The 11,526-nt window shown below is 63.9% G+C and carries 11 protein-coding genes, 1 other RNA gene and 2 pseudogenes; 6 read left to right on the top strand and 8 right to left on the bottom strand.

All coding sequences use genetic code 11. From position 1 onward, the window contains the following. Both AC1DWF_RS25930 and AC1DWF_RS25925 read left to right on the top strand, forming a co-directional pair. A partial coding sequence (locus tag AC1DWF_RS25930; protein ID WP_476842207.1) for an arylamine N-acetyltransferase family protein occupies window positions 1-757 on the top strand: 757 nt, incomplete at its 5' end. Next, entirely contained in the window at window positions 754-1,755 is a 1,002-nt protein-coding gene (locus AC1DWF_RS25925) for an LLM class flavin-dependent oxidoreductase (RefSeq protein ID WP_476783341.1), read from the top strand. The genes AC1DWF_RS25930 and AC1DWF_RS25925, both read left to right, overlap by 4 nt. A 41-nt stretch (window positions 1,756-1,796) precedes the next feature. Here AC1DWF_RS25925 and AC1DWF_RS25920 read toward each other — a convergent pair whose 3' ends face one another. The 3 genes and pseudogenes from AC1DWF_RS25920 to AC1DWF_RS25910 all read right to left on the bottom strand — a co-directional run. Then, a complete protein-coding gene (locus AC1DWF_RS25920) occupies window positions 1,797-3,071 on the bottom strand; it encodes a lytic murein transglycosylase (protein WP_476842206.1) in 1,275 nt (424 codons plus the stop codon). A 193-nt stretch (window positions 3,072-3,264) separates the two neighbouring features. Further along, window positions 3,265-3,870, bottom strand: a complete 606-nt coding sequence (recR, locus tag AC1DWF_RS25915) for a recombination mediator RecR (RefSeq protein WP_476783354.1) — start codon at window positions 3,868-3,870, stop codon at window positions 3,265-3,267. 217 nt (window positions 3,871-4,087) lie between these two features. Further along, a pseudogene (locus AC1DWF_RS25910) lies at window positions 4,088-4,642 on the bottom strand (cell wall hydrolase); the annotation flags it as partial. A gap of 216 nt (window positions 4,643-4,858) precedes the next feature. Between AC1DWF_RS25910 and AC1DWF_RS25905 the strand changes: the two are divergent. Next, the gene (locus tag AC1DWF_RS25905; RefSeq protein ID WP_476785842.1) at window positions 4,859-5,902 is read left to right on the top strand and encodes a zinc-dependent alcohol dehydrogenase family protein; all 1,044 of its coding nucleotides are present in this window, start codon (window positions 4,859-4,861) and stop codon (window positions 5,900-5,902) included. Between the two features lie 77 nt (window positions 5,903-5,979). Here AC1DWF_RS25905 and AC1DWF_RS25900 read toward each other — a convergent pair whose 3' ends face one another. The 4 genes from AC1DWF_RS25900 to AC1DWF_RS25885 form a co-directional block, all read right to left on the bottom strand. Then, window positions 5,980-6,303: a YbaB/EbfC family nucleoid-associated protein gene (locus tag AC1DWF_RS25900; protein WP_476785841.1), complete on the bottom strand. Its 324-nt coding sequence runs from the start codon at window positions 6,301-6,303 to the stop codon at window positions 5,980-5,982. 18 nt (window positions 6,304-6,321) lie between these two features. Beyond that, complete coding sequence (locus AC1DWF_RS25895) at window positions 6,322-8,145, bottom strand: DNA polymerase III subunit gamma/tau (protein WP_476785840.1); 1,824 nt, start codon at window positions 8,143-8,145, stop codon at window positions 6,322-6,324. 117 nt (window positions 8,146-8,262) lie between these two features. Continuing rightward, window positions 8,263-8,359: signal recognition particle sRNA small type (ffs, locus tag AC1DWF_RS25890), an RNA gene on the bottom strand. 66 nt (window positions 8,360-8,425) lie between these two features. Beyond that, entirely contained in the window at window positions 8,426-8,866 is a 441-nt protein-coding gene (locus AC1DWF_RS25885; RefSeq protein WP_476842205.1) for an anthrone oxygenase family protein, read from the bottom strand. 156 nt (window positions 8,867-9,022) lie between these two features. Between AC1DWF_RS25885 and AC1DWF_RS25880 the strand changes: the two genes are divergently transcribed. The 3 genes from AC1DWF_RS25880 to AC1DWF_RS25870 all read left to right on the top strand — a co-directional run bounded on the left by AC1DWF_RS25880 (window position 9,023) and on the right by AC1DWF_RS25870 (window position 11,359). Continuing rightward, window positions 9,023-9,442: an HIT domain-containing protein gene (locus AC1DWF_RS25880; protein WP_476784409.1), complete on the top strand. Its 420-nt coding sequence runs from the start codon at window positions 9,023-9,025 to the stop codon at window positions 9,440-9,442. Between the two features lie 29 nt (window positions 9,443-9,471). Then, window positions 9,472-10,413, top strand: coding sequence for an NAD(+) diphosphatase (nudC, locus tag AC1DWF_RS25875; protein WP_476784408.1), 942 nt, complete (start codon window positions 9,472-9,474; stop codon window positions 10,411-10,413). A gap of 262 nt (window positions 10,414-10,675) precedes the next feature. After that, complete coding sequence (locus AC1DWF_RS25870) at window positions 10,676-11,359, top strand: GNAT family N-acetyltransferase (RefSeq protein WP_476842204.1); 684 nt, start codon at window positions 10,676-10,678, stop codon at window positions 11,357-11,359. A gap of 38 nt (window positions 11,360-11,397) precedes the next feature. Here AC1DWF_RS25870 and AC1DWF_RS25865 read toward each other — a convergent pair. Continuing rightward, window positions 11,398-11,526: pseudogene (locus tag AC1DWF_RS25865) on the bottom strand (prephenate dehydratase); the annotation flags it as partial.

Genomic DNA, 11,526 nt, shown 5'->3' with positions numbered 1-11,526 from the left:
TGAGGTTCTGCGCGCGCTGCATCTGCTGCATCCACAAACGATCCCATTCGAGAATCTGGACCCTTTCCTGTTCCGCCCGGTCTATCTCGACACGGCGGCGGTGCGGCGCAAGCTGGTGGCAAGCCGGCGCGGCGGCTATTGCTTCGAGCACAACCTGCTTTTCATGGCGGCGCTTCAAGCGCTTGGCTTCAGCGTATCGGGCCTTACCGCCCGCGTTTTGTGGGGCCAGTCGGAGGACGCCATCACGATGCGCGGCCACATGCTGCTCAGGGTCGAACTGAACGGGCAGACATGGCTGGCCGATGTCGGCTTTGGCGGACTGACGCAGACCGCGCCACTGCTGTTTCAGCCAGGGCTCGAACAGGCAACGCCGCACGAAACCTTCCGCATCATCGAAACCGACGGCCATTTCCGCACCCAGGCGAACACCGGAGGCGAATGGCGCACGCTCTACCGTTTCGACCTGCAGGAACAGTATCCAATCGACTACGCCGTCACGAACTATTTCCTGTCGACCAATCCGGCCTCGCATTTCCGCATCAACCTGATGGGCGCGCGCGCTTTGCCCGAGGGCCGGCTTACGCTCGCCAACAACCGTCTGTCGCACTACCTCGCCGACGGCCGCATTGAGCGTCGCGAACTCGCTGACGCAGCTGAGTTGGCCGAAGTCATCACCAATGAGTTCCACATCGACATCCCAGATGTGGATGCCTTCAGCGCGCTCGCGCGCGAAAAAATCTTCCAGGAGAAGCCATGACCACCCTGTCCGTGCTCGATCTGTCCCCGGTCACCGAAGGCAGTACTGCTGGCCAATCGCTGCGAAATACGCTCGACCTTGCCCGCCACGCCGAGAAGCTGGGCTTTCACCGCTACTGGCTGGCCGAACACCACAACATGGCGGGTATCGCCAGTGCCGCGACCTCCGTGGTCATCGCCCACGTTGCGGCCGGCACCAGCACCATCCGCGTCGGCGCAGGCGGCATCATGTTGCCCAATCATGCTCCGCTGATCATCGCCGAGCAATTCGGCACGCTGGCCGCCCTGCATCCAGGCCGCATCGATCTTGGCATCGGCCGGGCGCCGGGCACCGACATGCTGACCGCGCGTGCCCTGCGCCGCAATCTCGAAGCCGGCGTCGACAACTTCCCGCAAGATGTGGTCGAGCTGATGGGCTATTTCGAGCCGGCGACACCGGAGCAGCGCATCCGCGCTGTGCCCGGCGAAGGCGAGCAGGTCGAGGTCTGGGTGCTCGGCTCCAGCCTTTACGGCGCCCAACTCGCAGCCATGCTCGGCCTACCCTACGCATTCGCCTCGCATTTCGCCCCGGCCGAGCTCGACCATGCGCTCGAAATCTACCGCTCGCGCTTCCAGCCCTCCGAGCGTCTGGCAAAGCCTTACGTCATGGCCGGCATCAATGTCGTTGCCGCCGATAGCGACGCGGAAGCCAAGCAGTTGTTCACCTCGGTGCAGCAGGCCTTCGTCAACCTGCGCAGCGGCCGGCCGGGCAAGCTGCCGGCACCTGTCGAAGGCTACGAGCGCGAGCTCGATCCGGTCGCTCGCCAGATGCTGTCGCAGACACTCGCCTGCGCGGTCGTCGGTTCGCCAGAAGCGGTGCAACGCGGCGTCGAAGCCTTTGTCGCACGCACCGGCGCCGACGAGCTGATGGTGACGGCACAGGTCTACGATCATACGGCGCGCAAGCGCTCCTACGAGATCTTGGCCGAAGTCGGCGCTGGGCTGTCGAAGGCGGCGTAGCCTCGCGCCCTTCCCTTCTCCCACAAGGGGGGAAGGTGATGTCAGCGCATCGCCTCGACGATCCCCTTGTCCGGAAAGCACGTGGCGGCACGGCCGTTCTTGGACTGCCAATCGCCGATCGAACGGCGGGTCTTGAAACCGGGCAGGCCGTCGGAGCCACCGACGTCGTAGCCGAGCTTTTCCAGCCCGCGCTGCATGTCGGCGATGTCGGAGCGATAGAGCCCGTCGACCTTGCCCCAGCTACMTACGAAACGCTTGTCGCCGCTGGCGATGCGGTCGGCACCGTGGCCGATGAACAGCGCGTAGACGTCGCTCTCGTTATACTCCTTGAGCACGTAGAAGTTGGGCGTGACGATGAAGGCCGGGCCGTTGCGCCCCGCCGGCATCATAAGGAAACCTTCGGCGCGCGCTTCGCTGGCCGGAAACGGCTTGCCGCCGACACGGGCAATGCCCATCGCCGCCCAATCGGCGGTCTTCTTGCCCTTGTCGGGGCCTTCGAGCGCGCAGGTGACATTGTCGGGCAACGTCACCTCAAAACCCCAGCCGCGCCCCTTCACCCAGCCATAATGGACGAGATAATTGGCGATGGAAGCCAGCGTATCGGGCGTCGAGTTCCAGATGTCGGCGCGGCCGTCGCCGTCGAAATCGACGGCATGTTGAAGGAATGATGTCGGCAGGAACTGCGGCTGCCCCAGAGCACCGGCCCAGGACGAGCGCATGTCCTTGCGGCTGACCAGCCCACGCTCGACCATCTCGAGCCCGGCGAGCAGCTCCTTGCGGAACATGTCCTTGCGGGTTGCCAGGAAGGCCTTGGTGCCCAGCACCTCGAAGGCGTCGTATGGCATCTTGGCGGCGCCGAAGCCGGATTCGCGACCCCAGATGGCGAGCACCACTCCACCCGGCACGCCGAAGCGTTTTTCGATCGCGGCCAGCGTCTTGGCATTTGCACTGGCACGCGTACGCCCGCCTGCGGTGACGGCACCGAGGGTCTTTTCGGGAAAATAATTGCCGGGCGAGCCGAATTCGGCCTGGTGCTGCTTCTTGGGCGTCTTGGGCTTTTCACCCCGCAAAACAAGGTCGGGCAGCTTCAAGTTGGGCGAAACGCCTGAAAAAGCCGCATCGAACGTGGCCTTGGAAATGCCCTTGGCCTTGGCCTCCGGCCACAGGTCCTTGGCAAGCCAGGCCTGGAACTGGTCGTCGATCTTTGCAGCGGAGGCGGGGGTGATGAGAGGCAGCGCCGTCAACGCGAAAAGAAATGCAGCTGCCAAATTGCCGAGGTATCGCTTCTTCGCACCCCCCTCTGGCCTGCCGGCCATCTCCCCCTCAAGGGGGGAGATCAGGCCTTCATTGCCGCCTCGCCGCCCCCCAACGTCACAGGGCGAGGGCCGTCGCGGATGCGAATGATCTCCCCCCTTGAGGGGGAGATGGCCGGCAGGCCAGAGGGGGGTGGGAAGGAACGAAAAAGCAGCAAGAAGACGTTTCATCCACCCTCCCTGCCGGGCAATTGCGTCAAAAGACGGTCCGCGACTTGAGTGCGGCGGACAGCGTTCCCTCGTCGAGATAATCGAGCTCGCCGCCAACCGGCACGCCATGGGCGAGCCGCGTGATCTTGACGTCGAAGCCTGAAAGCTGGTCGGTGAGGTAGTGCGCCGTGGTCTGGCCCTCGACGGTTGCGTTGACCGCAAGAATGACCTCGCCGACACCGCCCTCGGCGATACGGGTCACCAGCTGCTTGATGGTGAGTTGATCCGGGCCAATGCCATCGAGCGGCGACAGCGTGCCACCCAGCACGTGGAAACGCGCGTTCATCGCCCCTGCCCGCTCCAGCGCCCAGAGATCGGACACGTCCTCGACGACGATGATGGTGGTCGAATCGCGGCGCGGATCGGTGCAGATCATGCAAGGGTCCGACGTATCGACATTACCGCAGGTCGAGCACACCCGCACCTTGTCGACCGCTTCGCCCATGGCGGCGGCCAGCGGGGCGAGCAGCTGCTCTTTCTTCTTGATGAGATGAAGGGCTGCGCGGCGGGCCGAGCGCGGCCCAAGCCCGGGCACCTTGGCCAGGAGCTGAACCAGACGTTCGATCTCGGGACCGGCGATTCGCTTCGACATGGAAGCGATATAGAGCGAGTAGCTGACGGTGAGTAGCGAATAGTGAAGGGCGGACACCAGGTCCGCCCGCTATTGCCTAGTCGTTCATCGGCCGGTCCTGGCTGGCGATCAGCGCGCCGACAGCATCGGCTTGCTTGGGGCTGGCCTGGAACGACATGGCACTCGCCAGCGCCGCATCGGAACCAGCGGAAGCGACAGTTGCAGGCGCCGAATCGTCGACGCCAGGCAATATCGGCTGGTCGGCGGACGCCACCATCGTTTCCGGCTCCGCAACTGCTGGCAGGCGGTGCCGGCCGCGCTTTTCATAGAAGGCATTGCCGCCGGCAACGGTGGTGTAATGCATGTTCTTGTAGGGGAATTTCAGCCCTGCCGTGTGGAAGAACATGACCTCTTCCTTCACCTTCGGATGGCGCTCGCCCTTGAGCACCGCTTCGGCTGCCGCCTGCACATCGGGCAGCGCTGCCGAATCCATGCGCCTGGACAAAACGCCGGGCGCGAACTGGCCCTTCTGGCCGACCACGCCGCAAACCGTGTTGGCATATTCACCCGATTTGAGCCGATTCATGACAACACTGCCGACAGCCACAAGGCCGTCGCGACTGGAGCGGTTCGATTCGAAGAACATCGCGCGGGCCAAGCATTCCTTGTCCTTCGCCGTGTAGGCGTAGGATCCCGAGCGGACAGAACTGGTGGTGACCCCGTCGGCCATTTTGCTGGTGGTGCAACCGGACACGACGAACGGGGATGCGACGACGCCGATCAAAATCGGCATCTTCCATCTTTTGGCGACCAAAATCGCCCCCTCTCTCTATGCCCGCCACGTCCCCGTAATAGGGGCCAGCATGGACCAGTTTCGGGCAAAATGATGGCCACAGGTCGAAAAGCGGCTCCTTGCCGGGCTCGCCTGCGCAACGTGCGGCCGCTATGCTCGAACCACAGCCAATGGAACCGACCGGGCGAGCCGCCTGAAGAGCGGAGGGAAAAAACCGTGAAAGCCGTCTTGTTCGAGCAGTTCGGCCAGCCGCTGAGAGTGCAAAATGTTGCCGATCCGACGCCCTCGCCGACAGGCGTGGTGATCAAGGTCGAGGCCACGGGGCTGTGCCGCAGCGACTGGCACGGCTGGATGGGACACGACGCGGATATCGTGCTTCCACATGTGCCAGGCCATGAACTTGCCGGCACGATCGCGGCACTCGGCAATCAGGTCACGCAGTGGAAGATCGGCGATCGCGTCACCATACCCTTCGTCGGCGGTTGCGGGCACTGTTTCGAGTGCAATTCGGGCAACCACCAGGTCTGCGAACACCAGTTCCAGCCGGGCTTCACCGCCTGGGGCTCGTTCGCAGAGTATGTCGCTGTCGATTTCGCTGACACCAATCTGGTGCGCCTGCCTGAAACGCTCGATTTCGCGACGGCAGCGAGCCTCGGCTGCCGCTTCGTCACCTCGTTCCGCGCAGTGGTCGACCAGGGTCGCGTCAAGCCGGGCGAATGGGTCGCCGTGCACGGCTGCGGCGGCGTCGGCCTGTCGGCGATCATGATCGCCTCCGCCGCAGGCGCCAATGTCATTGGCATCGACCTTGCCGACGACAAGCTGGAGTTCGCCAGGCAGGTCGGGGCGTTGGCGACGATCAATGCGTCAAGCACGAGCGACGTTGTTGGCGCGGTCAGGGAGATCACCAAGGGCGGCGCGCATTTGTCGCTCGACGCGCTTGGCCACCCCACCACCTGCTTCAACTCGATCGCCAATCTTCGCCGGCGCGGCCGCCATGTCCAGGTCGGCCTCATGCTCGGCGATCACCACCACCCGAAAATCCCGATGGACAAGGTGATCGCCCACGAGCTCGAAATCCTCGGCAGTCACGGCATGCAGGCGTTCCGCTACCAGGCGATGATGGAGATGATCGAGGCGGGCAAGCTCAGGCCGCAAAAGCTTGTCGGCAAGCATCTCAGCCTTGAGGAAGCGCCCGCCGCGCTGATGGCGATGGACAGGTTCGAAGGACTGGGGATCAGCGTGGTGACGAAGTTTGAGTGAGTAGCGAGTAGTGTAAGCGCCTGAATATCAAGCGCCGCGACACTATTCCCTACTCACCATTCCCTATTCGCTCTGCCTCAGAACGGCAGCTTCATGCCGGGCGGGATCGGCAGGCCGGCGGTCAGTGCCTTGGTCTTTTCCTGCATCGTCGCCTCGACCTTGGCCTTGGCGTCGTTGTGGGCGGCAACGATCAGGTCCTCGAGGATCTCGCCTTCACCTTCCTTGAGCAGCGATGGGTCGATCTTCAGCGACTTCATTTCCGACTTGCCCGAAAGCGTGACGACAACCATGCCGCCGCCGGACTGGCCGGTGGCTTCGATCAGGGCGACCTCTTCCTGCATGGCCTGCATTTTGGCCTGCATTTCCTTCGCCTTGCTCATCAGGCCCAGCAAATCTTTCATCGTCTTGTTCCTTTCGTCTCAGAACGGATCGTCATCGTCATTGTCCACGCCCGGGTCGGGCGGCAACTCGATGTCTGTGTCGATATCGGGTGCATCAGGCGCAGTGGGAAGACGCACGTCGATGATTTTCGCACCGGGAAAGCGCGACAATATCGCCGCCACCGTGGGGTCGGCGCGCGCGTCGGTCAGGGCGACCTCGCGCTTGTTCGCCTCGATCTCGGCGAGCGTTGGCCCGCCCTCCTCGCGCGATAGCGACACCATCCAGTGCCGACCGGTCCAGGCCTTCAGCCTGATCGTCAGGTCGTTGAGAAATGTCCGCGGCGCGTCCGCTGTGAGGCTGACCTCGATATGGCCGGGCTCGATACGGACTGGACGCATGACGCGCCTGATCAGCACCTTGAAGGCCATTTCACGATTGGCTTCAGCAAGGCCAGCCAGATCGGCAATCGACCGCACCGGCACGGCATCGACAACCGGTTCGGGCGCGGGCGTTGGCGCGACAAAGGCCGTGGGCGCTGGCGCGCTTTCAACCAGGCGCATCGCCTGGCCGCCGCCATTGCTGACCGGCATGCGAGCCTGCGACACGGCCGAAGCGCCGGGTCCGCCATTGCTTGTGCCGGGAGCCGCACCACCGCTGCGGGGGCCAGGTGCTGGCTGCAACGACGCATCGCCCAGCGATTTCAGTGCCTCGTCGAGCGTCGGCAGGTCGGCGGCATGGGCAAGCCGGATCAGCACCATTTCGGCGGCGCTGACCGGGCGGTTGGACGACTGCACTTCGGGAATGCCCTTGAGCAGCATCTGCCAGGCGCGCGACAGCACCCGAATCGACAAGGTCTGGGCAAATTCCACGCCGCGCTTGCGCTCGTCTTCCGACAGCGAGGCGTCGTCGGCCGCCGACGGCACGAAGCGCAGGCGGGTCACCAGATGGGTGAACTCGGCAAGGTCGTTGAGCACCGCTACAGGATCGGCGCCGGTGTCATACTGTTCACGCAGTTCGCCAAGGGCGGCGGCGATGTCGCCCTTCATGATGTTTTCGAACAGGTCGACGACACGCGCCCGGTCGGCAAGGCCGAGCATGGCGCGCACCGCTTCGGTGGTCACCTTGCCGCCGCCATGGGCGATGGCCTGGTCGAGAATCGACAGCGAATCGCGCGCTGACCCTTCGGCTGCACGCGCGACCATGGCCAGTGCGTCGTCTTCGACCGATATGCCTTCCTGCGCCGAAATGTTGCGGAGGTGGCCGACAAGCTTGCCGGCATCGATGCGGCGCAGGTCGAAGCGCTGGCAGCGCGACAGGACCGTGATCGGCACTTTGCGAATTTCGGTGGTGGCGAAGATGAACTTCACATGCGGAGGCGGCTCTTCAAGCGTCTTCAGCAGGCCGTTGAAGGCCTGCGTCGAGAGCATGTGCACCTCGTCGATGATGTAGACCTTGTAGCGCGCCGAAACGGGCGCATAACGCACGCGGTCGATGATGTCCCTGATGTCGTCGATGCCGGTGTGGGACGCCGCGTCCATCTCAATAACGTCGACATGGCGGCCTTCCATGATCGCCTGGCAATGCTCGCCAAGCACTGTGAGGTCGACCGACGGGCGGTCGATGTCAGCTGTCTTGTAGTTGAGGGCGCGGGCGAGAATGCGGGCAGTGGTAGTCTTGCCGACACCGCGAACGCCGGTCAGCATCCAGGCTTGGGCGATGCGGCCGGAGGAAAACGCGTTGGTCAGCGTCTGGACCATCGGCTCCTGGCCGACGAGTGCTGAGAAATCCGCAGGGCGGTATTTACGCGCGAGAACGCGGTAAGCGCCGTCCTTGCTCTTTTCGGTCTGTCCGGCTTCGCTCATTCGCCCCGTCGCCCGTTCGTATTGGCGCCCCTGCCTCGACCGCACAGGGCCGATTCCGCGAAACGAGTTTCGCCCGCACGGCGCAACGCCGTCAATGACGCGGAGAAGGGCGAAGAGGCGGGAGGCTGGAACAATGACCCGTTCCGGGCTCGTTAGGGCTGCTTCCTTCCGGACCTGACCCGGTTGGCGAGTGGATCGTCCACCACCAACCTCCCAACCTCCATATCGGCAATTGCCGGACCAATTGCAAGAGCCAAGGATGAGCTGCCCCCAACCGCGATCAGATGCCCTGGGAATTGAGCGCCCAGAGATAGGCAAGCGTGGCGGCGCATCCCAGCCCGGTGCGCACCGCGTGCAGCGTCCCCCAGCGCATGATCAATGTCCGGGATACCGTGCCGCCTTCATCGTTGGGAATCGCTTCGATCTTTTTGTTGGTCGGCATGATGGCGAGTATCGTGTAGGGCCAGTTAGCGAGCATGAGCAGCGCGCCGACAACCCATCGCCAATCCGCGGTCAGCCACGCGGCGAGCAGGCCAAGAACGCCCGAGACGACCGCAAGGCTTGCCTGCATGGTGAAGCCGGCGGCATAGCTGGGCTTCCACTGCGCGAGCAGATTTTTGTCGTYGAGGCCAAGCCGTGCGGGCTGTTCGGCGAAATTGATGTAGAATGCGGCACCCGCAAAGGCAGCTGAGAGAACCAGGGCAATTTGACCGGCAAACATTGCGCATCTCCGCTGGAATTCCACGCATAACATATCGGCGCGAGGCCGGCGCTTGCCACTGCTCGGTCGGGCAAGTTGCGACCTGGCCTTTTTCAATGATTCGCTTGCAGGCGCCGCAGGCAGGCTCTAGCCTTCGCCTGAACAAAGGAAACGCAAATGATGTCGGGCCTCAAGGCTGGGTTTACGCTCGATTCGCGTCTCGACGCCGACAGCGAACCGCTGATGTGGCTCGGCCTTTGCGAATTGCGCGTGATGAACGACCAGCGCTGGCCCTGGCTGGTGCTGGTGCCACAGCGCCCTGGCGTCGAGGAAATCCATGACCTGACCCCGCTCGACCAGGCGATGCTGACGTTTGAGAGCAACATGGTGGCGCATGCGCTGAAGCGCACGACTGGATGCGGCAAGATCAACAGCGGCGCGCTCGGCAACATCGTGCGCCAGCTGCATTTCCACGTCGTCGCCCGCTCCGAGGGCGATCCCGGCTGGCCCGGCCCGGTCTGGGGCCACGGTGTGCGCGAGCCTTATCGCCGCGACGACCTCCACCGGTTTGCCGAGCGCATCAAGACCGCTCTATAAAGCGGGCACCAATCCAGACCGAGTTTCAGATGCCTTTCAGCCTGTTTAACGCACCGACGCGTGAAGCCAGCCATTTCCTTGGCTTCGCGGGAAACATCATCGACCGCCAATCGGAAAAGCGCAGCGACGACTCCGCCAAATTGGCGCTGGCCGAACCCGACGCCCGGATGCTGCTGATCGCCTCCGGACGACTGGTCCTGGACTTCACCAATGGTCCGGCCAACCCTTATTTCAACCTCGCGGCGGTGCAAGCGCTCGGCGCGCAAACCAGCGACGCGATCCTGCTTGGCCGAACCGATGGCGCAGCCACACTCGCGGTGCCTGTTACCGTCGAGCCGGAAAGCCTGCCCGACCATCTGAAAGCCATCGACTTCCGTTCGATCCTGGCGCAGGGCATTGTCGACAACGCCGGGCTGGGCGCACTGGCGCAAGGGGCGGCCCTGCTCGCCTGGCACGCCAGCCATCGTTTCTGCGGCCGCTGCGGCGCGCCAACCGACATGCGCGCCGGCGGATACAAGCGGCTGTGCACGGCTTGTGGCACTGAACATTTTCCGCGCACCGACCCGGTGGCCATCATGCTGACGGTCTCCGGCGACAAGTGCCTGATGGGGCGAGGCCGCCATTTCGCGCCGGGCGTTTATTCGGCGCTCGCCGGCTTCATCGAGCCGGGCGAAACCATCGAAGCCGCCGTGCGGCGCGAAACACTCGAGGAATCGGGCATCCGCCTTGGCCGTGTCGTCTACCACTCGAGCCAGCCCTGGCCGTTCCCCTACTCGCTGATGATCGGCTGCTACGGCGAGGCGCTCAACGAAGACATCTCGGCCGATTCCGACGAGCTGGAAGACTGCCGATGGTTCTCCCGCGCGGAAGTCCTTCAGATGCTCAACGGCACGCACGCGCGCGAACTCAGGGTGCCGCCGAGCCATGCCATCGCCCATCAGCTCATCCGCACCTGGGCGGAAAACGACTGACGATACCTGACCAAAGTCCGATAAATCTTGCCTTCCGCAGATCCCTGACTATAGTCAGGCAATGGACAAATCTCTGCAAATCGCCCAGATGCGCAGTTTCAACCGCGCTGTGACCCGCCGAATAGGTGTTCTGGAAGACAGTTATCTCAGACGCGGGCGCCCRCTCGGCGAGGCTCGGCTCATTTTCGAAATCGGACCCGACGGCGCGGGGCTTGGCGCCCTCCGCTCCCGGCTTGGGCTGGATTCAGGCTACCTCAGCCGCATGCTGCGTTCGCTTGAGGCACAGGGCCTCGTCTTAGTCGGCAAGCTCGACGGCGACGCCCGCAGCCGCCACGCGACGCTGACCGACAAAGGCCTCGCCGAGCACGCAGCCTACGACGCCCTGTCGGACGACCTGGCGAACTCCATTCTTGAGCCGCTTTCGGAGACGGCGCGAGATCGCCTGGTCGCCGCGACGGCAGAGGTCGAGCGCCTGCTTGCCGCAGCATCGATCACGGTCGATGAGGAGCCCCCCAACACCGCCGAAGCACGGCAATGCCTGGCTCACTATTTCGACGAACTCGCCGCGCGTTTCGAAAACGGATTCGACCAGTCCAGGGGAAACACGACCACGGAGGACGAATTCGTCGCTCCACGTGGCAGTTTCGTGATCGCCCGCCTCGACGGAAGCCCCGTTGGGTGCGCGGCGCTACGCATGGTCGATGCCACCACAGCCGAGATCAAGCGGATGTGGGTCGCACCCTCGGCGCGCGGGCTCGGCGTTGCCCGCCGCATTCTGCACAAGCTTGAGGCGATGGCGCCGGGTTTCGGCGCAAAGACCGTATGCCTCGACACCAACCGCGCGCTCAAGGAGGCGCAGTCTCTCTACAGGCGTGAAGGGTACAGGGAAGTCGGCCGCTTCAACGACAATCCCTACGCCGACCACTGGTTCGAGAAACGCCTGTAGAAGCGGTTCCGGCGGGTACGCCGGAACCGAGCGCACTCTTAAGCGTCGCCGTTGTTTTGCGTGCCGCGGAACTCGTTGGCCTCGTAAACACCGAGAATGCGCACTTCACGGGTGAAGAAGCGCAGCTCCTCCAGTGCGAGCGCCACCAGCCGGTCGTCGGGATGGCC

The organism is Aminobacter sp. P4_D5 (assembly GCF_056401815.1).
This window is presented reverse-complemented; position numbering and strand designations above follow the sequence as displayed.